This is a genomic window from Dictyobacter vulcani (genome assembly GCF_008974265.1).
In the GTDB taxonomy this organism is placed as follows: Bacteria; Chloroflexota; Ktedonobacteria; order Ktedonobacterales; family Ktedonobacteraceae; genus Dictyobacter; species Dictyobacter vulcani.
The window spans coordinates 203,586-228,599 of record NZ_BKZW01000002.1 but is presented as its reverse complement, the minus strand read 5'-3'; the positions used below and the strand labels follow the sequence as shown (position 1 = coordinate 228,599).

The 25,014-nt window shown below is 46.1% G+C and carries 12 protein-coding genes; 7 read left to right on the top strand and 5 right to left on the bottom strand.

The genetic code is table 11. The features are described 5' to 3' along the window. The first annotated feature begins 68 nt into the window (after window positions 1–68). A complete protein-coding gene (locus KDW_RS19015; RefSeq protein WP_151757559.1) occupies window positions 69–1,076 on the top strand; it encodes an MvdC/MvdD family ATP grasp protein in 1,008 nt (335 codons plus the stop codon). Continuing rightward, complete coding sequence (locus KDW_RS19010) at window positions 1,073–2,245, top strand: methyltransferase domain-containing protein (RefSeq protein ID WP_151757558.1); 1,173 nt, start codon at window positions 1,073–1,075, stop codon at window positions 2,243–2,245. Before KDW_RS19015 ends, KDW_RS19010 begins: the two co-directional genes overlap by 4 nt. A 261-nt stretch (window positions 2,246–2,506) precedes the next feature. Here KDW_RS19010 and KDW_RS19005 read toward each other — a convergent pair whose 3' ends face one another. Beyond that, window positions 2,507–3,643, bottom strand: coding sequence for a hypothetical protein (locus KDW_RS19005; protein ID WP_151757557.1), 1,137 nt, complete (start codon window positions 3,641–3,643; stop codon window positions 2,507–2,509). A 212-nt stretch (window positions 3,644–3,855) separates the two neighbouring features. Between KDW_RS19005 and KDW_RS36015 the strand changes: the two genes are divergently transcribed. Together KDW_RS36015 and KDW_RS18995 are read left to right on the top strand one after the other, a co-directional pair. Beyond that, complete coding sequence (locus KDW_RS36015) at window positions 3,856–4,413, top strand: helix-turn-helix domain-containing protein (RefSeq protein ID WP_151757556.1); 558 nt, start codon at window positions 3,856–3,858, stop codon at window positions 4,411–4,413. A 28-nt stretch (window positions 4,414–4,441) separates the two neighbouring features. Next, window positions 4,442–4,936: a hypothetical protein gene (locus KDW_RS18995; protein WP_162005389.1), complete on the top strand. Its 495-nt coding sequence runs from the start codon at window positions 4,442–4,444 to the stop codon at window positions 4,934–4,936. Window positions 4,937–5,294: 358 nt separating this feature from the next. On the opposite strand, the gene KDW_RS18990 is transcribed toward KDW_RS18995, so the two are convergent. From KDW_RS18990 to KDW_RS18975, 4 genes are all read right to left on the bottom strand, one after another. Then, window positions 5,295–10,439 (bottom strand): DUF6094 domain-containing protein, encoded by a 5,145-nt coding sequence (locus KDW_RS18990; RefSeq protein ID WP_151757554.1) that lies wholly within the window; start codon window positions 10,437–10,439, stop codon window positions 5,295–5,297. Window positions 10,440–10,544: 105 nt separating this feature from the next. After that, window positions 10,545–11,294 carry a hypothetical protein gene (locus KDW_RS18985; RefSeq protein WP_151757553.1) on the bottom strand — a complete coding sequence of 250 codons (750 nt, stop codon included), beginning with the start codon at window positions 11,292–11,294 and terminating at the stop codon, window positions 10,545–10,547. 20 nt (window positions 11,295–11,314) lie between these two features. Next, window positions 11,315–12,322: a hypothetical protein gene (locus KDW_RS18980; protein WP_151757552.1), complete on the bottom strand. Its 1,008-nt coding sequence runs from the start codon at window positions 12,320–12,322 to the stop codon at window positions 11,315–11,317. A gap of 395 nt (window positions 12,323–12,717) precedes the next feature. Next, complete coding sequence (locus KDW_RS18975) at window positions 12,718–13,347, bottom strand: hypothetical protein (protein WP_151757551.1); 630 nt, start codon at window positions 13,345–13,347, stop codon at window positions 12,718–12,720. A gap of 3,166 nt (window positions 13,348–16,513) precedes the next feature. On the opposite strand from KDW_RS18975, the gene KDW_RS18965 reads away from it, so the two are divergent. From KDW_RS18965 to KDW_RS18955, 3 genes are read left to right on the top strand one after another with little or no spacing between them, the layout of a single operon-like run. Continuing rightward, window positions 16,514–17,869 carry a lanthionine synthetase C family protein gene (locus KDW_RS18965; RefSeq protein ID WP_151757549.1) on the top strand — a complete coding sequence of 452 codons (1,356 nt, stop codon included), beginning with the start codon at window positions 16,514–16,516 and terminating at the stop codon, window positions 17,867–17,869. A gap of 35 nt (window positions 17,870–17,904) precedes the next feature. After that, on the top strand, window positions 17,905–21,168 hold the full coding sequence (locus KDW_RS18960) for a lantibiotic dehydratase (RefSeq protein WP_151757548.1): 3,264 nt from the start codon (window positions 17,905–17,907) through the stop codon (window positions 21,166–21,168). Between the two features lie 46 nt (window positions 21,169–21,214). Then, entirely contained in the window at window positions 21,215–21,718 is a 504-nt protein-coding gene (locus tag KDW_RS18955) for a hypothetical protein (protein ID WP_151757547.1), read from the top strand. Window positions 21,719–25,014 lie beyond the last annotated feature (3,296 nt).

Genomic DNA, 25,014 nt, shown 5'->3' with positions numbered 1-25,014 from the left:
CCGCTGCTTATGAGCATGGGTGTTCCTTCCAAAAACACCCATGCTCATAAGCAGCAATCACCAGCCAGATGACAGGATACAGTATGAAGCATGTGCTCATTTTAACTCGATCTCAAGATTCACATACGCCGCCTGTAGTTGAAGGGCTCCAACATCGAGGAGTCCGCGTTTCGATTTTGCATACTGCCGATTTTCCTGAAGCCGCGCTATTGAATGCTCAGATAGGACACGGTGGTTGGACTGGCTCTCTCACGTATCAGGACCAACATATTCCGCTTGAATCGCTCACCAGTATCTGGCGCCGACGGCCAGAAAAATACAAAGCCTCAGGAAATTACACGGCAGGAGAAAAAGCATTCATTGAAGAGGAAGCAGATCGTGCATTGATTGGTATGCTCGAAAGTCTGGTGCTTCAAGAAACATTCTGGGTCAGTCGAACACATAGCGTGCGGCGAGCCGACCTGAAAGCGCTACAATTATCTGCCGCACACCATGTGGGCATACGCGTCCCACAAACCTTGATCACCAATGATCCTGAAGCAGTTGCAGATTTCTATGAGCACTGCCAGGGAAATGTGGTCCTCAAAGCCGTGGCTCAAGGTACGATCAAAGATGAGGAAGAGCAGATTGAACGTTTCATTTATACCAGCCAGGTTGCAAAAGATCATCTGGCAGATCTTGCAGGGGTGCGCATTACAGCACATTTTTTGCAAGAATATATCCCGAAACAGATCGAACTTCGCGTGGTCGTCATTGGGCGCCAAATCTTTGCCGCCGAAATTCATTCCCAACATTCGGAGAGGGCGAAAATTGATTTCCGGCGCGGCTATAGTGACCTTCAGTATCACATCCATGCCTTGCCCAATGAGATCACAGCAAACATTTTCAAGCTTGTGAACTATTTTGATCTCCAGTTCTCGTCCATGGATCTCATTCTTACCCCGCAGGGAGAATATGTGTTTCTCGACTTAAATCCCAATGGCCAATATTATTGGTTACAACTACGCCTGCCAGAACTCCATCTGGCAGAAGCGATGGCTGATGTATTAGCATCACCGAAGGAGTACCGTCTTTGAGCATCACCGAAAAAGAACAGCATGAGCTCACTCAGCACTTGCGTGAGCAACTGGTTACACAGATGAAAGAAACCAACGCGATCCGGTCAACGTCAATCGAGGATGCATTCTTAACCATCCCACGTGAAGCATTTATTCCAGCCTTTTATCAGCGCGATGATCAAGAGCGGCGCATGATATGGCAACATAGAACGCGTGAGCAAACGGACGCGAAAAGCTACCTTGCACAGATGTATCGCGATGAGTCCCTGGTCACAAAAATTGATCAGTCAGGATGGCCAATCAGCTCTAGTTCACAACCGTCTGTGATGGCAAAAATGCTAGAGGCCCTGGACGTGCAACCAGGCCAGCGTGTTTTAGAAGTAGGCACAGGTACAGGATATAACGCAGCCTTATTGAGTATGCTCACAGGCCATCCCCAATATGTAGTAACCATAGACTACGATCCAGCGCTAACCCGGGCGGCAACCCAATTACTTGCACAGGTAGTAGGCGATGGGGTATCAGTAATCACCGGTGATGGTTTCTTGGGATATCATGAGGGCGGGCCTTATGACCGCATCATTATCACAGCCAGCATCCCAACAGTCCCAATAGCACTGATCAAACAACTGCGTATCGGCGGAAAACTGGTCATGGATTTGCAAGGACCCCTTGCCAGTGGATTTCTGGTCCTCACCAAACATACAACCAATACAACAGGTCGTTTCTTTGACGAACCACTTCACTTCATGCCTCTCACCAGTGCGGAACTCCCCAAACAACATATGCCACGCGTGACTGATCTCAAACAACACCATTCATTTCCCCTCCCACCCAACCACCACTTCCCTGGCGCCCTGAATGACCTTGCATTTCGCTGGTTCCTACAATGGTATATTCCTGGCTGCCAGATCCTCAGAAAAAAGGTGCAACCCCGTGACGCAGCTACTGCGATGGACCTCATCACCATCATCAATCCAGATGAGCAAAGGCAATCGATGGTACAATTTTCAGGTGGAACCGCGTGGCAAATAACCACCTATGGCATTGATAATCTCTGGAATGAACTCATGAACGCATATGACATCTTCGAACGTTTAGGCAAACCACAAACGTCCGAGTATACGTTAGTAGTCACAGATAATGCAGCCAGACTGACCATACAAACCCTGGAATTATCGGTTTAGTTCAGCCCTACCTTTCAATACAGAGAGGAGCGCCATTCATACATGAATAGCGCTCCTCTCTGATTATCTGAAGTGGTACACTTAAAAAAATATGAGGGTATGGAAGTACGCTCACCCGGAAACGATCTAACGGAACAACCATATTTCTTTTTGAGTCTATGTTGGGGCGTCCCATACAGTGCATAGAAGAAATCACAGTCGTTTTCGACGCTACAAGCTCTTGCGTGATTTTCGTACGGTTACGACTCACACCCGTATTCATCAGTTCCATCCCATGGCCTGGGAGGCAACATAGTTACAATCTTCACAAAGAAAGAGGCTACGAAAACCATCACCATACTCACGAATTCCACTGGTAACGGTACAGGCATGAAACATCAATTTGTGACAGACTGGGCAATTAGGTAGCTCTGCCAGACCCAATGGAGGCCCTCCCACATCACCATAGACACCTTCAGTCTGCTGAGTGTGACCGTTACAATAAATGAGGCGATCATCATATGGTAAAAGGACGACTTCTCCTCGCATAGCAGTTTTCCAGGTATCTGCTTGCTGTCGCCAATACGCTTCATCCTCAAAATCTGTATCTTTAGCATCACGCAATGTCGCCTGCGTATACCGATTCTGCTGTGAGATCGCACAAAAGAGGGTCCATTCCCCATTAGAAGGCGGACTCACCAGATGAGCCCGCGAAAAAAGCGTGGCAGGAAGTCCATCAATCTGAGCAAGATCAAGCGTCACATAGTGCCAGGCAATGAGATCAGGTACTGGTTCCTCGGCGATGAAAGAGAGCGGAAGCCCGACGGGATGAGATCGCGTTTCCTGTTCACCGGCAGACAACGTCTCATCAACCGCTTGAAAACGCATAGCGCGACGGTGATGCGTAAAACGAGGCACGGCACTTTTTCCACCACCAGGAAGCCAGAATCCCATCTCCCTGAATACGCTTTCCTTCTGATTTCTCTCTGCATATTCAGCCATAGCAGCCAACGCAGTTGGCGTTCCTATCGCGGCAAGCATTGACTCAAGAAAGTAGGAAGTGCTTCCTTGATGAGGAAGTTGGAGGCGTTGCATGAGATGATCAACACAGAAATCAGACGCCCCTTGAAGCAGATAGAGGTATTCAGCAAAGGAAAAACAAAAAAAGTGAAACTGCTTTCCTGTCAACTGCACCATCGCCTCATGCAAAGGACGAACATATTGTGGACAGAGCGCACCAATATAGTAAAAATGATCCTCAATATCCCTACGATAGCGCTCTCCCGTCAAAGGACCAGCCGTCAAAGCAAGGGAAAGCGCTTTTTCAAACAATGCAAGAACATCGGCCTCGGTTTCAACAGGCATCTGCAATTTTCCACCACTGGGATGTAAAGGCATAGAGATCCTCTCTTCATCCATTTTTTGGGCTCCCTGAATAGGGCCAACCCCAAAGAGCCAAAGATATTATACTCAATAATTATTCTATACATAAAGAGCTATTTCGGAAACGCACTCCCAATAATAACCAACTATGTTCTGCCTGTGAGTAGGCTCCTTTAGGTCGTTCCTATCCATATCATGAAGAACGCGTGCATTGTTTTGGAGGACACCATATCGAATGTTGTGTAATCATGGATAGCAAACAGACGCTCAGCACCCTTCAGTGCAAGTTTCACATTTTTCCATGGTGTTCCTTTACAAAAAACACGATATGGTGTCTTGTTGGAGCGACTGGGGTAACCTTTGCTCCGTCCTCTCCGACAGGCTCCCAGGCATCAATATGGATCATGCACATCGCTTTAATGTACTGCTGGGGACTTCTCATGTACTCCTTCCTTATCAATGATAGAAACTATAATGCTTACCATTTCAGTACATGTATTGTAGTAATAGTAATAGTAATATACGCGTCTTGCCGTGGTGGTAAGTATGCAGCTATAGTAAGTAGAATAAAGAGGATTAAACTACGCTTACGAGAGTGCCTAAACCAGCGGGGTATGACTATGACAACACTCTCTCATCGCACCGAAATTTCGTACAAGACTATCCAGAAGCTTGTGCATGATCTGTATGCTGTGTGGGGTAAAGAAAGATACAGTAGAGCGCATTATGAACACCCTGGAAGTCTCAGTAAACGAGATAATGGAGATGGTGGACGAGTAGAGTTTGCTCGGAAGACATCAGGCTAGAAAAAACTGTGAGGAGAAAAAACAGACAATGCCTATGGTTCATGATTTCTGGCTTCTGCGAGAAAGTGAACGTCTTTACAAAGATCACTACGATCTTATCCGTCGACGTGATGCGCCTGTCCGCTTGCATGATGACTTTATGTTCTACTTTTATGATTCCGTGTTATGGATACCAACGCTCAATCCCTCCAAGCCAGAGAGGCCAGTGGGGTATGGGCTGAATTGGTATGGATCAACAATCATTAACCAAACAGGTGGTCTCCTCTGGAGCCAGATCTGGAGATCATGGGCACAACTCTTTACACACGGACCAGAACAGTTGAGGTTGCAGGGAGAATATAGTTGGCAATGGCCTTTTGATGAGTCAGAACACCTTGTAAGCGAAGACCAACTGGGTACATTCGGGCGCTATGAGTATGTGGAAATTGACAGGGATGAGTTAGTGCAAATGCTGACACTACTTGCGCAATTTGGAGAACAAGCGGCCACAGGTGAGTTTTTTATTTTTCACGTGGGTATTTGAGGACCCTCAAAGAATATGATTCTTTTTACTTCTTCTATCGCCAAATATGACGGAGTCTCAGGTTACCATGCCCTGAATGGATATGTCCAGCATACACTACATGATCTTCGTGAATAGCTCCACATGGTAAAATGATTTCTCCCTGGTGTTCCTAATAGATAAATCATTCTGCTGCTTGATGATATAGAAAAATCCAAATACGTCTTCCTTACAGTATGGTGGCTCTTATTCTATTAAGACTATTTTCTTACGCAAAAGTATTGCAGAGTTGGAGGATAATCTAAGCTAATTTCATCGATATCGAGCGCACAAGCGGACCTCCTTTTGAAGGATCGCTTGTGGCTCTTCTTCTATAATCTTAAATCAGGCACTCGTTCTTTGCTCGTTCGGCCAGTTCATGGCTGAATAGTTGGAAGGTGATGGCCTGATAGTTTCGGTCTGGTCTGGCTTGCTGTAGAAAGGCCAGGGCTTCTTCTTGTCGATGAAAGCCCGTTTGGCGTTTCTCGATGGGAGTGTGGTCGTCGACAAAGTAGCGTATGGCTAGGGTTCCGAGCAGATCGATCTGCCAGATGGCATAGCGTATGGTGGGTTTTGAAGATATAGTAGGAACTGCTTGTTCAGGGTTGTGTTGGTCTGACATGTGCTCTGTGATCTGCGTATCGACAAAATCCCAGAGTGACGGCGCGGTTGAAATCTGTTTGCTCTTTTTCTGGGATGCACTGCTAGAGGATATCTTCATGGTTAGCTGGGCCTCCTCTGATGGTGTGATAATGGGAATGTCGCGAACGTGAACCTGGGTGTTGCTTTTCGGATTCCGGGTGGTAGCTTTTTTCTTTTTACTGGTAGCGCGTTGACGCGCCAGCGCGATGTGATCAACATTACCGAAGAGCAGGATAGGCGCTGTCGAGTTCACCACGGGTGCTTTATCTAAAGCTACAGGTGTGAATGCCATAGGTGAAGCAATCTCTTCCTGCACTGTTTCAGGCTGGCGGATGTGATCATCGTGAGCGAGTAACTCAATGGGAGGTAAGATCACCTCTGCTAGATGTGGCCGCTCTTGAGATGGCTCCAAGGGACTACGTCTGGTATCTCTGCATGGTGGCAATGTGGAGATACCCTCGATACGCTGGACCGGTGTTTTGGCTGGGGTATTAGCCCAGACATCTGGATGAATTGAACCATAGAAAACAGGCAAGCGGTCAGGGAGCGTATCGCTGGCGCCAAACCAGGTACGGCCGTGCTTGAGTGCCTGGTGTTCTTCGTTGGCGCGACGCTCAAAGGCCTGGGTCAGTTCATTGGCATCATCGTTGCTGAGCAGCGAGAGGAGCGATGAGGATGATGCATCCTCGTCAATGAGGAGTTCTGCCTCAACAGTTGCGGAGAAGCGGGCAAGCGTGGTCTCGTCAGCGCCGGCTTCTTCGATAAGTGCTCCTCGGGCTGGTTCTCCAGCGAATGCAGCAGCGGCCCCACTTTGGGCTCCGAGTTTGCGCATCTTTTGATGTCCGACGGTCCCAGCATAGGCCAGATAGTAGATACGAACCTCTTCACGTTTGCCTAATCGCCAGGCTCTCCTGGATGCCTGCTCAAGCATGAACAGGTTCAAGGCCATTTCCACCCAGATGATGGTGTCAACCACACACTGGAGGTTGATGCCTTCGTTGACCCGAGAATATGGGACAATGGCCACGCTCACGGGTGCACCACCTTCCGGAGCCATACTCATGGCCTCGATGATACGCTGTTGCCGATCTTCCGGTTTGACGGTGTTGGGTAAGGTCCAACTTTTGACGCCGGCTTGCTGCAATACCCATTCCAGGCGACGAGCGGTGGAGCGTTCCTGGTTCTGGTCAATATATAACATCAATCGACGGCCCTCTGCACGTTCTTTGTGGACGACTTCAAGCAGGCGCTTTTCCAGTGGATAGACATAATCCCAGGCTAATTGGGGCGTTTTGAGCAGACATTGTTTTTCCTGGGCATCCCCCCAGATGGAACGTTTGGTTTGCCAGAGTTCATATGGTTTCTCGCAGGGTAAGACCGCAAACCAGCGCGGGATTGTTCCCTGAGCCATACGGGCTGCGGGATTGCCTTTTTGGGCTCGATCAGCCAGTGACTTCACCACTCCCAGATAAGATCCAAGCAAATCATGCTCGTGTACCCAGGCTTTCAGTTGGGCGCTCTCTTCCTGTGCCCGGATCAGGGCCAATTGGGCCTGCTCCTCTTGTCGACTCCACTCCTGCAAAGCCTCACGATCGGTCACACCATCACGTACGGCATCGAAGAGTCGCTGTTTTTCTTGCTGGATAACCGCCAGCGCCTTGCGCGGCGCCACCAGGATCTCTTCCGCTTGCCGCGCCTTTTCATCCACCTGCGGATCTTGCATCGAGACAATCTCTGGTATCTCTACTTTCGCGGGCATAAATGCACCTACATCCAGCACGGTCAGAAAACAGAGATCTTCCAGTAAAGAGGGGAGTAATTTGGCGGAAAGGCCTGGAGCAGGCACGGTAGAGACCTGGACATTGGATTTGCCACTGCCACGCCTGGCGTCCGCTTCATATTCCTTGACCCACATCTGTATCACCCCATAACGGTGGAGTGCCTCCGAGGCCTGCTTCCAGGTCAGGCCCAGACGTTTCCAGAAGCGGGGATTGAAGCGATACCAGTAAAAGTAGAAACTGGCTACATCACCACCATAATGCGTTCCACTGGTAAGCATGTGCGATTGTGCCGCACGCATCGCCCGATGTAAGGCCCGAGCAATATCCGAGTTTTGCGCACGGCCATTATGGCTCTCATCGACAATAGATAGGGCCACACATCCTTTGAAGAAATGGATCAGATATTCATAGACCCCAAAGCTGTCTGGCGGTGGCGCAATCTGATCATAGTACTCAACAGACGATGGATCGGCAGCATGATGCACCTGGATGGTTGCCATCCCCTCCGAGGTTCGCGTGATACGGCTGGCTTGCCGAGCAGACAGCACCTGACAATAATTTTCTTGCGCAGTTTCCACATTATCCACTGGCACTCGTTCGCGCAGGGGTGGCTGGATCAAGGTATCGATGACCTGTGTCCATTCGCGATAGGAGAGTGTAGGATATTTCTGCTGCGTTGTCTGCACACGCGCTTGAGTCCAGAGGGGTGTGCGCAGATTTTTTTGATGCTGGCGTGTTCGTTCCGCATTCCGTGTATGGGCACAGGTACACCACCGAGGCTTTTTCTCGAACCAGCCTCGACTCGTCACCACACTCTTCAGGCTCTCGTTCTCCTCCTCATCTTCCTGCTGTAACAGCTCAGAACCATCATCACGCTGATCCGTTTTTGCTGGTTGCAGACGATCGGGAATGCCAAGGATCAGGCCAAAGCAGTCCGGACACCGATAATGCGTTTTTGTGCGCGCTTCCATCACTGGCTCCCCGGTGGCACGTGAGCGGTACCCAATCAACTGGCCATGTGGATCCAGGATTTCCTCTAGGTCCGGTAAAAGTTCGGCCGCTGGCTCCGTTACCAGATAATGTTCCGTGCTGTGCTTTTCCAGTATCGCTGGCTCCCAACTCCGGCCGGATCCACGTGGCTGGGATTGCGAGTGGGAGCAGATGGCGATGACGGCGGGAGCCTCACTGACCGCGCAACGCTGGAACCAGTGCGTGATATCATCATAGCGCTGCACCATGATGGTCTCCGCTTGAGGCCAGGCTGCGTTGATCTCGCGGGCAAATTCCTTCGTCACTTTTTTGGGCGTCGTCACCAGCACAGGCAGCGAGCGTGGACCCGCCTGTTCTGGAAGGATCAGTTCGCCTGAATCAATCCGGCGATACGCCACGATCTGCCCGGTGCTCTGATCCTCACGAATCTGCGCTTCCCCGTGAGCATTCTGTGGCAAGCGTTCCCCATAGACTGGCTCCAGATGCAACATAGCACGGGTCCTGGGATTCTTGAGCCAGGTACGGCGAAGTTGGCGCATCCATTGCGGCTGTGTATAACCATTCATGGTCCTATGCTGTTGCCACGCATACGCCTGTCTGGCTGCTGTCGCTACTGAAAGTCTGGTCTTGCCGGTTCCAGGTTCACCTTGAATGGCTACCAGTCCGCGCTCATCAAGGGTGCGGCCCATGGCACAGACACGATGCATCTGCGCGGGAGCCAGTCCAGGAAAGGGAGCCTGGGGAAGTTGCTTATCGATCCCGAACTGGGTCAACACACGCAGTTCCCACTCTTCGGGATCCAATTGATACAGGGGCGGCCGCTTCTGTTGGGCGTACGATGCCAGCGTGGAAATCCAGGGTGAGAGAAAATCAAAGACGGCGTTGCCCTCATAATAACGCGTCTGACCTTTTGAGAGATCCAGGACACCCAACACTGGATAATCCTGCAACTGCCGAGCCGACGCTTTAATGACACCTTTATTGCGTAAATTCTCCCTGGTATCCGCATCCAGCGTCATCTTTGACCATTCGGATCCGACAAATGCCGTTAAGAGATACGGAGTGCCATCTAGCTCAATCACCTCGCCTCCCAGCATCCCGGTCATAATCTCGGCAGCCACATGGGCGACACCAGTATAGGGCATCGCCGGACGCTCCAACAACGTCTCCTCCTGCCAGATGGTGGCCTGGGCCCATTCTGCCGAGAGATGGGCTCCGGATCCCGGCTGCTCGGTGGTTCCCATCAATGTTTCCAGGATCAGTGCCTCATCAGCATTCTGCACCTCAAAATAGGGAGCCGACGAAACAGCGGGAACCGCATAGGGATCATCGATCGGGACCACAGGAAGAGTTGGCGGTGCCACCTGACCCGCCCAATATTCTTCATCGTTGTGTTTGGGATCTTTGCGCCAACGATAGGCGAGCAACGCCTGAATGCGTGCATCATCCAGGTCACGCGGGGCTGCCCGTTTCCGACCAACCACCACAATCTGGGTATATTTCTCGAAAGGACTCTCGGTTTCGCCTTCCTCCAGCGACGGCACCTTCCAGACGCGTACCGCATCAAACCAGCGGCTCCAATACGTCACCATCTTGTGATCCCAGGCGGAGCGCGCAGGGAAAATAGCGACCAGAATACCATTATCCACAAGCGCCTCAGTCGTTCGGGTCACAAAACGATACTCTGCACGACGTCCGTTCACGAAAAAGTACGGAGGATTCAGGACCGCCAGACTGATACTCTTATCTGGAAGCTTTACCCCTTCAATCGCGCTGGGAAGCACTGTTGGGAGGAGAGGAGCCAGGCGGGTACGAGCCGTCGCGGCACGTTCAGCACTAATCTCGATGCCAGTACAGGCAATACGGCAGGTCTGATCCAGATCCAACAACGGCAATAAAAGATCGCCTTCACCAGCTGCTGGATCCAGCACGGTCACCAGGGGGCCAGCAGGGGTGGCTCCCGATAGAAGAGAGGGAAAGGATAAAAGATGACGATAGATACGTTCGCTGATACTGGCAGGTGTGCGTACAAATGAAGAATGTGAAAGGTTTTCCAGGGTTCCATGAGCCATAGTAGAGATCTCCAAGACGCTCGCGCGCCAAAAGAAAACCCCGCTTGCTAGAAAAGCAAGCGGGGTGGATAGATAAAGGAACGTTACACGATATTCAGCCAGGGATCAGTCACGGGACCAGGGGAGCCAGCCTTCGTGGACCCCCTGCGCAATCAGCGTATTCCATTGGTGGACATCCGGATGGATCTTCCAGACGCGTACCCCCAATGCAGGCATGGCTTCTATCAGTTGATGCTTGAGCCCGCGGTGCCATAAGGCACTGGCCCAAAGCTGGATCCGTTCGGGATGGGTATCATCTCGGTAGAGCAATACCACCCGCATCGCCCGTAAATGTCCGAGAAAACTCAAGGCATGAGGCGTCTCTTCCTGCAAATTCCCCAGCACATAGCGCGGCGTCACCACCGGGATCGACTGCTTCTGGCGCTGAGGATGCTTGTCCATTGGAGGAGCCTGGAGAATGCCCTGAGCAATATGGGCGCTCAACGGGATAGTCAGCGCATGAACCAGTTTCAAGCCAGGGAGTCTGGTCGCAATTTCTTTATAGCGTTCCGTCTCCAACCGTGTAAATGACTGCTCCTCTTGTGGCCAGGGAACCGTCTCGGCATGGCGGAACACTGCCTCTTTCTTTTTCCAGATCTGAGCCAGAACCGCGCTCACACTGGTATCGCGTCCGACCAGACTCATAAGCACAACCTGTCCTGCATCAAAGGCGATGGCCGTTACATTGACCACCTGGCCGTCCTGTTCGATCGTGCCAACGAAACCATCAGGACTAAAAGGACGCACTGGAACAGTACCAATCAGTAAGGGCGTGAATGAAGGTGTAGAGCGCTGGGAAATAGCTGGTGCAAACATGGGAAGGATTCCTTTCTCGGCTAAGATTGTTGAACGGTGTCAGGCATAGATGCAGTCGCGACACGTCTACTGGGAGCCAGCCCGCTCTTTTTCTGTTCCGCCCGCTTCTGGGCAGCGAAAATCCGGTTGGCCAGATGCTCAAATTGAGCGTCAGAGAGTTCGGCGAACGTGGACACGCTGTATTGCTCACAAATGCGTTGAATACGCTCTCCATTGTGCTTCAATTGCTGCTCTAGCCAGTGGACTTTGTGCTCCGTGAGACTCACACCCCCACTAGGAGCCACTGGCCCTGATGTCATGGGAACCGGAGCCACCGCTTCCTGGGGAGCCAGAGAGGTGGACTCAGATACTTGCGGCGATGATGGTATGGGATCCACAGAAGTTGGAGCCAGTTCGGGGGCTGTAGCGTTCATGGATGTGAGAGCCACGTGTGACGTGGCACGTTCCGGCAAAGCCAGTTGCCGTGATGGACGATGTCCCTGACCTGGCTGATTTTTTTGAGGATCCGGCAAAGAAATGCCAGCCTTTCGATACAACCGCATGGTTAATTGATATGTCTGTTCCGCCGTCAAAGCAATCGTGCGGCTTGTTGGATCGTAAGGGACCCAGACCTTTGGCAAGGTATACAAGTAGCGCCCCAGGCGGAACTGTGCGCATGCACGGCGAAATCCTTGTGAATAAGCGACCGTCGCACTATTTTCGGACTCATGTAATTCGCCTTTGCGCGACAAACTGCTCAAAAATGATTCTCCATAATCGGTATGCTCGATATCGCAAACCGTGACCGTGACGGGTATCACGAGCTTATTGCCGATAGCGTAAGGCGGATTATACGGTGTGCTCCAGAAACCAAAGGCCAGATCATTCAAACGATCCTCATAGGCGCGTTTATCTGCATAAGGCAGCGCCAGGCACACCCATTCGCCAGATTCTTTTTTCTTCGGCGACTTGGGCAGATACTTCACATCGTGAGGAGCAAAAGGTTGCTGTAAACCGTCTTCAATCGAGGCAAGAGTCAATGTAGTCATGAGATTACCATTTCTATTCAGGAGAGATATCCATCAGCGTGATATCTCCTCACAAACACACATGAAAAAAGGGACAAGAATGATCTCCTGAGGCCATGGCATGCCAGAATAAAAGCTCGACAAAGCGAGCAGGATATGGTACGCTACAAGCCATGAGGAGATAACTCCTTGCTGCGGAAGCCACACCAGATTGCAAACTAGAGGTGGCTTTCTTTTTTTTTGGAAAAATCAAGGCATATCTGAATGTCCAGAGGCCAGCAAGGTGGTCCCCGGATCCAGCGTAAAGATCGCATACAACCTCCAGGGGAAGTAGGAAAAGACGATGTTTGTAGAGTAGAGGGGGACAAAGAAAAACAGCAGATCCCGTTGGGAACCTGCTGTTTGAGAAATATTATTTAATGAGAGAGCATCGATACCTTTAAGATGGCTTCGTCTATGTCTGCCGTCTGCGTTTCAGTCGCGTGGGAACGCGTGGTATGGTGGCTATCATCAAGAGCATCCCGCTGCTGACGATTCGTGCCAAGCTTTTCACGTACCTCGCTGAGCTGTTGTTGCAATGCTTTCTGCTCACGTTGAAGCGTTTGCGCTTCTTCTTGCAGTCGCTTCTGCTCACGCACCTTTTCGAGCACAGCCTGCTTCTTTCGTAACTCAGCCTGATCATCGTGGATCGCCAACCAGCGATATTCACGCTGAATCAGCGTCTCCAGTTCATAGAGCCGTGTATTTTCTTCAAGTTCCGAAGCACGCTGCTTTAGTTCCGCCTTCCAGGCTTCATATTCAGCTTTGATATCCTGAATCTGAAACTCGACACGCTCACATTCCTTACGCAACTGCCGCACCTCAAAGATCATACTCCGACGATACAACGGAGCCAACAGAGATACGAGCTGATGAGCAGGACTTTTACGCTGCTCAATCTGAGCCAGGATAGTATCGCGCCGCCGCTCCAAAGACTGCAATTGGCGCTCAAAGGATGCCGCGCGTTCAGCATAATCATGAAGAGTAGGAAATCGTTGCAGAGTCATTGGGTCCACCTTCCTTCTTGTAAACACAACAATAGAAAGGCAGAAGAAACTCAATGGGCTCTTCTTGCGGACGAAATCCTCCTTTCTATCATTTCTCATCATCCAGCATTGTCATCTGGAGATCATATAAAGACAATACACACAAAACCCGTCCCTGGAGCAACTCACAGGCAAAGTGGGTCATCCTTTATCATGCCTTGCATCACCTTCTAGAAGCGATAGCAAGAGAGCAGATCCGGCTCGGTCGATCCCAGGAGGAACTCACTGGCGTAGAGACCATCCTACTATTCCCCAAACGCCAAACCTATGGTAGAAGCTGGATAAGGAATAAAAGGAAAAGCTATTACTACTGATATATCATCATCAACCAAAGAAAACAAGATACTACCTGCTTGTTGCATACAAAAACAAGGGGCACAATGCGAAACGTCATAGACAAATAACATCATTTACAAATACAAATGAACAGGCTCCAGCCAAGTAGGAACCATGTAGAGGCAGTAAAGGGAGAGAGAGATTTTTTCATATTGTCAACCACAAAAGTGAAAAAATCTCTTCTAAGAGGGAGTTACGAAAGACATGATCTGCCGCTATATCGAAAGTAATGTCATCATAATCAAAATGAATTTATGGCTTCAAGAATCGTCAACATCTTCGTCAGAGAATCCTTGCGGGCAACCTGCAGCAAATCATCATTTCACGTATAAGGATAGAGATCCTTGCTACTTTGGCTAAAAGTTCCATTTGCTTGAAGGATAATATCCATAACAATGAATATGTAACGGAAATAACTTTATGGTCGTCTGTCAAAGGGGTCTGTATCAAGCTATGAGATAGTTGCTTGTATTTTGTACAGATATTTTGATAGATTAACTATTTATGACAAAAATGCTTCACAAAAATATCACAGATTTAAATCATATGAGTAAAAACTATTTACCACCTTATTGGAAAAGGACTTCTTCATGATCAGCAACAAGTAATTCGAACTCAGCATTAGCACCTTCTCTTCATATGCTCAAGTTAACAACACAGGTTTTGAACTTGATATTCGAGTTAATTGGACAGACAAACATTGTATGAATCAACAAAATCGTGCGGTTTTTTTGGGATATCATTTTATATATACACTTGTTATTTCACATGCTATTCATTTTTCAAGTGTTCAACGTATTATTTGGCTTGTTAATATTAGATTTCTCAATCAGGGACGGGATTGCTCACAATGCGGAAGGGTTAGCGCTTATGCATCTCTATAGGTACCTACAATTTATTCGGCTATTGACTTCTTAGATCTATATATGTTATTATATTGCTGTTGGAGATATAAAAAGCACTTAATTTAGGTAATGTAAGCGCGCATTAGTTGCGTGGGAGCAATCTAATAGGGATTTTGCTTTAAAACTTCGACTAAAAGATCATTTGCTTTAAGTGTGTATTTATGGATACATATCAGATATATCTTTGATGTTGCTTGTTATGAATAATCTGTATCAGATTATGATATATCTACTCATAATATTAGAAGCATAGTACAGGATACCTGAAACTTAAAGCATGTGAAATTAAGCTATCATCACCTACGTGATTCGAGTTATGGAAAGGAATCCTTCAAATCATGAGCACTAGTGAGTTCGATCTCGACATTCGTACATCCTCTGCTACTACACGAGGTCAGGTAAATCCACAAAGCTGGACTTTCCTGGGACTTACCTGTAACACGTGTACTTGTTCTTGTATTACTAACTGTACATGTACATGTGAATCTGCCTGTCATTGCTACACTCTCACGGTAAATACATGCGGAACTGGAGCAAGCGTCTGCGTTTGTTAGTAGCAATAATTTGACGCAAATGATTAAGTTATTTTGCATCAAATTTCTATTCTATGCTGCTGTAACTGTTTCTTGTTTTTTAGAGCAGTTGCAGTAGCATATTTATAATATGCGCTAAATATTTGCAATACGAATTTCAGTTAGGAAGTTACAAGAACTAAGATGCGGTACAAGCGACACAAGCAAATATTTCCTCCCCAATGATTGCCTAGTTTCTACACAAATTATGCGCCTTGATTGTCTATCTTAACTGGTAAGATTACGATTGCAGGCCAATTGATTGTAGATGGGTCCCATTACAATTTTTGCATAAATTTGAATCCTTTTTACAAATTAAAGTTTAGATAAAGCAGTAAAAAGACAACCTTGACTTGATTGTCAAGAGCCGCCAAATCACGTAATGCCCTTTCAAAACAAAAAACCAACAAGAAATGGGCAGTACGTGGATGCACTTTAACACATTGACATATTCTAATTATTAAATCCATGGCAGCTTTGAGCTGAAGGTGATGTATTTTTCAGCTTGTGTTGCCTTGAGAGTCATGGCATCCAAGCACTCTGCAGAATCAAGTCAAGCTAAGACTCCATCTGCATCAGCGTGGATAGCAGTAGCATGCCTCGCCTTGAAGTGGATACTTCCACAGATCAGAGCATCATCTATATCCCCAATATGCCTGCCTCACGCCACCAAGCTAGAGAGCGTGAGACAGTTTCCCAATAGCATCGTCGGGTGGTCATTCTGGCGGATCGCTGGTATTGCACTTCGGACTTTTTGCGCGTCTGCAAAGAGCTGGTTTGCCAGGTCCCCATCCGCCTCAAACGTAATCACAAACTCTACCGCGATCCAGTACAGACCAGCAAGAGAGGCACGATTCCACTGGATGGCCCACTTTTGCAAGGGAGTCGGCCAAAAAGGCTGGCTGGGGCCAATGCCAGTTGGAGCAGAACCGGTGAGAAGAACAGAGTCGTGAGCGTGATTCGCTGGAGTGGATTACACTTCAAGCAAAGTCATTCGGCCATAGGAACAAAAACAGCAGCCGCGGATGCCTCCGCATGTGCGTCGAAGCATACCTTCGCTTTTGATGCAGTTTGGCACACCAGATCGAGCGTACCAACCACGAGGAAAATCACCAGGCCGAGTCTGTGGATTCCACCCACAGGTTGCCCACACAATCCCGTGGTCATTAAAAGAAAAACCAAGGGCTAGCATCCCTACGAGAGTCGTCACAATGTGAGCATTATCCCTTTTTTGGAGAACGTGGGCTACACGTTCTCAGGAATCCTGTTTATCTAAACATCAATACAAAAGTGCCTAAAAAAGGAGAGTAAGTAGTGAAAGAAAGTCATATTGATTCGATTCCTTTCAAAGCATGGCATTCTCGGATCGATAAATCAACACAAACACTTATACTGGAAATAGTAGACAAGATTGCAAACTATTTAAATGATCCATCGAATGTAGAAATGTCAGCGAAGATAGCTGCTAAACAATCTGATTTCTATCAATGGAACCCCCCTTCATTAGCAAGTGGTTTGGGCGGTATAGTTCTTCTTTTCGTTTATCTATACAGGACAACTGAAGAGGAAAAATGGTTAGTGGCTGCACGTCGATTCATGAGTTTAGCGGCACAAGGGACTCATCAATATCCCCTGGCAACACCAAGTGCATTTGGTGGCAGTGCTGGTTTCGCAAGTATATTAGACCAAATTAGCCGTGATGAGAATAGATATTCTCATACACTTGAAACATTTAATGCTAAAGTTGCTATGCAAGTCATCGAACGTGAATGGGTAAGACCTCAACATGGTGTGGCAGACTCTGATTATGATGCAATCAATGGAGCCGCTGGCATTCTAGGATACTTAATAAATATTCCCTCACCAACAAGTATTGTTCAGGATGCTATACAAAAGCTACTTGCATATTTAATTTATTTGGCTGATCAAGATGACGAAATCCATCGGCGATGGTTTATTTCTCCAGATTTATTTCCACCAGTGGATAGATATCACAAAGAATATCCTCAAGGTTATTTTAATTGCGGTCTAGCACACGGGATTACCGGTCCATTAGCATCTCTTTCTCTCGCTTGGCGAGAAGGTTATCGTATCTCAGGACAACGAGAAGCAATTTTCTCTGTGGGACAATGGTTAATAAACCGTCAAGCAAAAGATGATTATGGCATCGGTTGGCCAGCGGGCATACCTTTAGAAATGGAGCTTGATCAGTTCCAAAACTGTTCTCTTCGTATTACCCGTGATGGATGGTGTTACGGTACACCCGGAGTGTCTAGAGCACTATGGTTAGCAGGAAACGCAATTGATGATAAGAGTTTTCGTGATATAGCTATTCAAGGCATAGAGTCAGTATTGCATCGTCCTATAACTAACCGCAATATTGATTCACCCACAATCTGTCATGGTATCTCAGGGTTATTGATGATCTGCCTACGTTTTAGTCATGAAGTAGAAAATAGCTTAGTGGAAGAACACATATCTAAATTAGTCCATCAAATTCTAAATCTCTTCCAACCTGATCTTCCTCTTGGGTTCCGCGACGAAGAAAAACCAAATGTTTTTGTGGATGACCCAGGTTTATTGACTGGAACCACTGGTGTTCTTCTCGCATTGCTTGCTGCCGCTACGCAGATAGAACCAAAGTGGGATCGCACATTTCTTATTGCTTAGATCAGACTCTTTCTAGAAAGGTTTTCTGCATAATCATGGAAAATAGCTCACATTCAAAAATGTCAAAGTCGCTTTACAAACCCGCAGGTTTTTACATGCTCCGGACTCCAGCTTTGTCTACGCGTTATTTTTTGGAAATATCTGATACATTGGTAAAGCCAAATACAAGCGATGATAGAGATGTTCAAGATAACCTTATGCAGATAAAAAAAGAATGCTATAACATATTAAAAAGTATGGCATTCCAACCTCACATACAACAGGCATTAATTGCAGCTAGCTCTTCAATGCGTGAAGGCCTGGGTTATATTGAAAAACAAGAGCCTAATAGCAGGCGCGCATCTCGTGCTTACTCCAGTATTTTACGTTATCTTATAAGAGCAAGCACTCGCCCTACACCATTTGGTCTATTTTCGGGGATAGCAATAGGATCATTTCATGAAGAAACGACATTGCAAATTTCACTTCCTTCAATTAGGAATATCCGTACTCGTCCAGATATGAGTTGGTTACTCTCTGTGATTCAAAAGATAGAGCAAAATGAAGAGCTTTTACCTTTTTTTAATGTTTTTGCTAATCATGCCATTTATTTTGCGGAAGGCAGAGTCATTGTCCCATATACAGATGTATATGGTCAAAACAACAGTCCATCAATTGATTTAAGAGCGACTTCTGTTGTTTCATACATCTTAGAACGAACACGTAAGCCAATCCCATATCTAAAGTTGCGCCAAGATTTATTTGTTGCATTCCCACATGCTACAGAACAACAAATTGACTCTGTTTTACAACAATTATGGAAGAATCACTTTTTATTGAGCACATTACGCCCTCCCTTAACCACCTCTGATCCTACAAGGTATATATTACAAGCACTACACAAAATGCCAAAAATATCAATTACTGAACAGCTTGAAAAAATTCTTAACACCACGGATAGTCTTGATAGGATTGGATTTGGCGGCCCGGTGGAACTGCTGAATGATCTAGAACATCAACAGGAAGAGGCTCTTCCTCAGTATAATGCCCAACCTTACCAAATTGATGCAGCCATTAATCTTCGATCATCTTATTTGCATAAAGCAGTGGGCGAGGAAGCTGCTCGCGGAGCAGAACTACTTCTACAACTTGGTGCATCCCCTCAAGGCCCTCAGCACTTAAAGGAATACCATGCCGCTTTTGTAGAAAAGTATGGAATGGATGTAGAAGTTCCCTTGTTAGAATTGCTCAGCCCTGAATCTGGATTGGATGCTCCTTCTACTTATACAGAACCACCAAGACAGTATCCACTACCTTACAAACCTCCCCGTGATATGCAGGTCCGGGATGCAATTCTAAGTTCTTTGTTGTTAGAAGTGACTAATGACAAAAAAATCGAAATAGAGCTGACTGATCAGGTGCTAAAAGAACTAGTGCAATGGACACCCAGAGATAATAACCCTGCACCATTATCATTGGAAATATATTTGCAACTTCATGCAGCATCTATTAAGGAGATCGATAAAGGAGAATGGATGTTAAGTGTAGCTCCTGCCGTTATGGCGTCTGGAGGAGCCACATTTGGGCGCTTTTTTGATCTTCTAACGGCAAACGAACTAGAAAAGTTGCGTCAATTTACCAGGCAAGAAGAGTTGCTCCGCCCAGATGCCATCTTCGCTGAACTGAGCTATCTTCCACCTCAAGGGCGGGCAGCAAATGTTTCATCACATCCTATGTTGCGTTCCTATGAGATTGTTGTAAATACCACACCATCTCTTGAAGATGATCGAGTCATTCCACTGGATGATCTTGTTGTTGGAGTATATAATCACCGCTTTTATATTCGTTCGCTTTCACACAATAAAGAAGTTATTGCTTGCCAGAGCCATATGCTTAGTCCATTGCGCGCCCCTAATGTGTGCCGTTTTCTCTTAGACGTAGCTCATGATAGCTATCCTCGGCTATCGGGCTTTGATTGGGGTGCCTTTCGTAATGTTCCATTCTTACCTCGTGTCCGAAAAGGGAAAATGGTATTAAGTTTGGCACAATGGATTATAAAATCTTCTACTATTACCCCAGAAATATCAGGGGATGAGGACACTAATTGGTTTATAGGATTACAGCAATGGCGCAAACAATGGAATGTTCCTCGATATGTTTACTTATCCGAATTTGACAACAGATTGCTGCTTGATCTAGAGAACCCTATATTTGTTTCTGAGCTTTATCAGGTTCTCAAAAAGAAGCATATAGTTCTACTACAAGAGATGTTTCCAGATTTTGAGCATTTATGGCTAAGTGATGAAGAAGGATATCCCTACATTGCCGAATTAGTTGTTCCATTAATTCAAAAACAAGGTCAAGTCGAGCAAACGCACAGTAGCCTGTTAACACAACCAACTAGTAAGGTAAGTATCATTCCCTCTAAGGAACGTAACAAATTACCAGGAGGAGAATGGACATATGTAAAGCTATATGCGTCTCCAAAACAGCAGGACCGAATTATCATTGGCCCTCTGCAAGAGATTGCTCATAAGTTGCAACAAATGGATTTAATAGACCACTGGTTTTTTCTACGTTATGCCGATCCAAGACCTCATCTAAGGATACGCTTCCATACATCAAAACAAGGAAATAATGACGTCGTCCTTAATATGGTCTTAAAATGGGGGCGCGATTGCTTTGAACAAAATATCATAAATGACATCGTATTGAGTATGTATGAACAAGAAATAGAACGCTACGGTGGACCTTACGCAATGCCAATTATAGAGAAGATTTTTTGGTCAAATAGCGTAGTAGCGTGTCAACTAGTAACCGCTTGCTATCACAAAACCATAGATCTTGATCAAGTTGCTATAGCTGTTTTCGTGCTCGACCACTTGTTTACGTCGTGGGGTTTAGACCTAGCAGCTCGTTTAGATTTTTTACAAGACCGTGTTGCAAAATACGAGGCTAGTGATCAATTTCGCGTTCATCGCAAAGTATTGATAGATTTGTTAGCTCCTTGGGAACATTCTCATGATAGAGATGTACAAATCCAGCGACAAAAACTAAAGGATATTATATGTATCCAAACAGACATCTTACAGGAAGCTGGGTTATTAATCGATGAACTGGAGAAAGAAGGAAAATTATGGAAAAGTAGGAATGAAATACTTAGCAGCTTAGCACATATGCAACACAACAGATTCTTTGGGATCAATAGAGATCTCGAACTGCTGACTTATGCACTTTGGTATCACACATTAGAAAGTATTAAGAAGCGACCTTCCGCTGCTACTATTCGCAGAGGATCAACAAAGGAAATAATACAATAATACTTTCTATTTTATTACTTTAGATGTACTGAGGATTACTATGCATTTGAAACGTATTCAAACCGTCGTTTGCCAACTTAAGATGGTTATTTCCACCTGGAAACGGGTTTTAATCTTATTCTGGAAGGTTAGCCCGTGGATTGTCATTGGACTATTGGCATTTACAATAGGTCTGGGACTTTTACCAGCTATGCAAATACAGGTGACAAGTTATGTTGTACAAAGCGTTGCTAGCGCTATTTATGAAAAAGGAGTACCAGAATTTGTTTCTGCTGCTCTTCTCGCAGGGCTTTTACAGGGAGGCCTTGCTATTCTTTCATTACTACTTACCAGTGGGCAACAGTATCTTCAATCTTTACTACAGATGCAATTATCTAATGTAGTTAGTTTTCAAATTATGGAGAAAGCCGCCAGCCTCACACTCCAACAATATGAAGATGATGAACTATATGATCGTATGCAGCGAGCAAATAGAGAAAGTATGTACGTCCTACTACGGCTGAGGTGGCGAATCTTACCTTTGGGCGGGGCGCACTTCGACAAAAGATAACGGAGCGGGGCGCTCCTATGAGTCGTTATCTCCATTCCAGAAAAGTTTGTAAATCGACAATATTTTACTACGGCTTGATCTTCCTACTGGTCTACTGGGCTGTGTTTAATGGATATGTGGGAATTGGTTTTTTTAAGGAGCCTACAATCTCGTCGGGAATTGGCAAAGGTTATGATTTAATCTTGTTCCCCTCATTACTGCCAACCGAACACGGTCAAATCACCTCCGAGGCAGCCAAACGTGGTATTCTTGAGCTTTACATTTTAAGTCTATTTGTGGGGCGACAGGTCAAGAGGACATAATAGCTGCGCTGAGGGAAGCCTGATGGCTTTGCTCTGATTGTTCAATGATGGCAGGATTTGACGCTAATCGCCAATCTTAAGACCGACCCCCGAGCGGTGCCGATTTGTGTGGCGACTTCCGCGATCAGTGACGTTGTCCCAAGCGCCTAGGTGTTAGGTGTATTTAGTAACAGACCTCAAAAGCGTTGTATTAGATAAAATTGACGCCTCAGAAACTTGCTCTATCTTTGATTAATGACGACCAAACTTTAATATCGGTCCTCTTATTTGCGATTAGCGGTCTAGCTGTCTCAGGGTTGCCCCACCATATCCCAGATAAAACTTCCTTCATTGGTCGAAGGACCTAGGGTGATTACCCACACACAAACACGTCCAACACAAAAATATATACAACGTGGGGAAGACCGATATAATTCCAAAGAAAGATTGATAGTATAGACATGAATCACGGAAAAAGAACGCCGCCACCCGTGGTGGTGCCGGGTAGGAAAAACAGAACGGAATTTGCACCGATTGCAGACATTTGACCATTACCAATTGTGTTAGGCCGTATTCAGCGTACATTTCTTAGGTGACAGTTTGTATGCGATATCTTTTCATTCAAGATGGAATTTGTATGTTGTTGGTTGCTCAAGGCTTTCTATGTACGGGGGGAACTCAAGGAGTTGTCATAGCTTAGCACTGTTCAGAACAACTTATTTGTTAGTAACTTATTTGGCTTTTAGATAGCCGAGATGTTCATATCGCAAGGTCAGCGTGTACCTTTTTCCCCCCAGTAACTAAAAGGGCATGGAGGGTGTGGTAGTCATGGGGTCAGTTTTGTTATCAGACTATCATGAAAGTACTCACGATTCTCATTTTACCTTCGTGCTTCAGTTTCAGCCTTGTAGGAATGGGGTAGGAAAGACTACGATTTAATCTTTTCTAGATTATATATTCGCGACCCGGGGAATACTTTGACGAATATCCTAATAGAAAGTGTTTTGATATCATGATTTGCAAAAAGATATTAGTGCCATTTTAGGATTTCATCATTACGACGTGACAGTAGTAAAAAAACCATTTGGTTTTGGTATTGAAAAATTGCGTGAATATTATATAAAAAATAGGTAGAAAAACAGGATGATGTTGTTTTCATTCATGCTCGTGTTGAAACTACACTCCGGCGAAATGTATTTGAACAGGACGGGGATCAACTCTTATTTGGGCCAGTGGGGGGGGCGGTTGAGAAAACAGTGCACAGCTCGTGCATTCATGCGGATGCATTTATTATCCTGATGAGCCGAGGCTGAGAGCTGCAGTAGCTGAGATGGAGTATTTATTCTTACACAAAAATAGAGTGAATCACAGCCGTTGCTGAGATCATCGTTTCATACCACGGTGAGACTCGCTAGTAGGGGATATATGGGTCGTGGGGGGGAGGCAGAGGAGATTTTAGAAGGGAAGGAACACGTTGTGTGGGATGAGCAGATGTGGAATCGGAGAGGGAAGGATATATGCAGAAATTTTTATTTGTAGCAGCATGTGGTGAGTGTTGAGTCAGATGAAATAAGATAAATATCTGTATTTGTGGGATTAATTGAGAAGTGGATTGCAAAGTTGCGTTTGGGAGTCATGACTTTCCATTACTCTACTAATGATCTGGTGCGGTGTGGTGGTGGAGGTAGCGTAGGCAGGTTTTAGATGGAGGGGGGAAGGTGGTTTTTAACCACCTAGAGATGGGCCGTGGCGGACAGGGAAGGGAGATAACGATATGACTTTGCTCTTGATACTATTCCCACCTTCCTGAATTCAAGGATTCAAGACCAGACATGCAGCAGTTCCAAACTGCGAATACTGTGACTCTGGGCGGAGAGAGGGAGTCGTGTGAGAGGCCTATTCAGCGGTAGTTCTGTGAGTGGAAATACTATCCTAAGTCAACCATGGGGTTAGTTTGTTAGTTTAGGTAAGAATGGTACTGGAACCGCACTGACATTCTAATTCTAGAGTTGATGGAGTCTGCACCGAGAAGGAACCTTGGAACATTGACCAAAGTGAGTCACGCATCATGAACATATGCAAAACTGGCATTTTCTCGTACGGATGTAGAACGCACCACCAGGCTTAATTCATCACAACATCGGAGGATACGAGACCAAAAAAAATAACTTTACTATTTACGTTATCAGTGAGATCACTTACGTGATGAACGCAAACATATTTAGGATATTTGTCAATATTGCATTGGATGTTAATGTCCATTGTTTCTTGCAACTCGTAGGACAAAATATCAGTCAAGCCATTAACATCAAATATCTCGCGGAACCCAATGTCGGGAGATCTTTCTCTATCTCAATAAGAAAATCCGTTCAGAAGCAAAATTCTAACATTTTTTGATCACTAAACAAAAGAGGGAATAACAGCATTTATATATATCATCTTTGGCTGCATAATCATAATAAACTTTTGCTTCAGTCACCCTCATTTACCAAACAACAGAGAGTCCAGTTACTTTGTCGTCTCCCAGATACATTCAGTGTAATTGGAACTCACGGATTGAAATCGGACCCCGTGGAACGTTAAAATCAGATTGCCTCAAATATCAGAATTGTTGTAGAAAAAAAATTTATACTCCTAACAAAAGCTTCATCTGTCAAGAAACATTAGCATATACAACAACAACTACCTACTGAGAAATTTTTTGCCATGCCATGCACGCATTAGCTGTTATTTTAGAGATACAGGTCCATTTTCTCCTTTCCCCCAAGGTTAGTCTTAATGTAACGACCCTAATTTGCCAAACACTTACCCGAACCTAACCATCTAGTTGGCTACTATTGCCCTCATACGAAGAGATTTTTTCTCACTAATAATGATATAAAGACTCAGATGATTGTATAATCCTTATCGCGAAAGAAACACATTTCCCATATAGTCTCCATCAAAATTGCATGCACCACAGGACCACGAGCCTTTTCAACCTGGCCACAAACTAGCAAAAAGAACTGACGCTCC

What these genes read in the sequence shown, in the direction of transcription:
- KDW_RS19015 (WP_151757559.1), top strand. Translation starts at nt 69, where the DNA reads ATGACAGGATACAGTATGAAGCATGTGCTCATTTTAACTCGATCTCAA.
- KDW_RS19005 (WP_151757557.1), bottom strand. Translation starts at nt 3,643, where the DNA reads ATGGATGAAGAGAGGATCTCTATGCCTTTACATCCCAGTGGTGGAAAA.
- KDW_RS36015 (WP_151757556.1), top strand. Translation starts at nt 3,856, where the DNA reads ATGGATAGCAAACAGACGCTCAGCACCCTTCAGTGCAAGTTTCACATT.
- KDW_RS18995 (WP_162005389.1), top strand. Translation starts at nt 4,442, where the DNA reads ATGCCTATGGTTCATGATTTCTGGCTTCTGCGAGAAAGTGAACGTCTT.
- KDW_RS18990 (WP_151757554.1), bottom strand. Translation starts at nt 10,439, where the DNA reads ATGGCTCATGGAACCCTGGAAAACCTTTCACATTCTTCATTTGTACGC.
- KDW_RS18985 (WP_151757553.1), bottom strand. Translation starts at nt 11,294, where the DNA reads ATGTTTGCACCAGCTATTTCCCAGCGCTCTACACCTTCATTCACGCCC.
- KDW_RS18980 (WP_151757552.1), bottom strand. Translation starts at nt 12,322, where the DNA reads ATGACTACATTGACTCTTGCCTCGATTGAAGACGGTTTACAGCAACCT.
- KDW_RS18975 (WP_151757551.1), bottom strand. Translation starts at nt 13,347, where the DNA reads ATGACTCTGCAACGATTTCCTACTCTTCATGATTATGCTGAACGCGCG.
- KDW_RS18960 (WP_151757548.1), top strand. Translation starts at nt 17,905, where the DNA reads ATGGAAAATAGCTCACATTCAAAAATGTCAAAGTCGCTTTACAAACCC.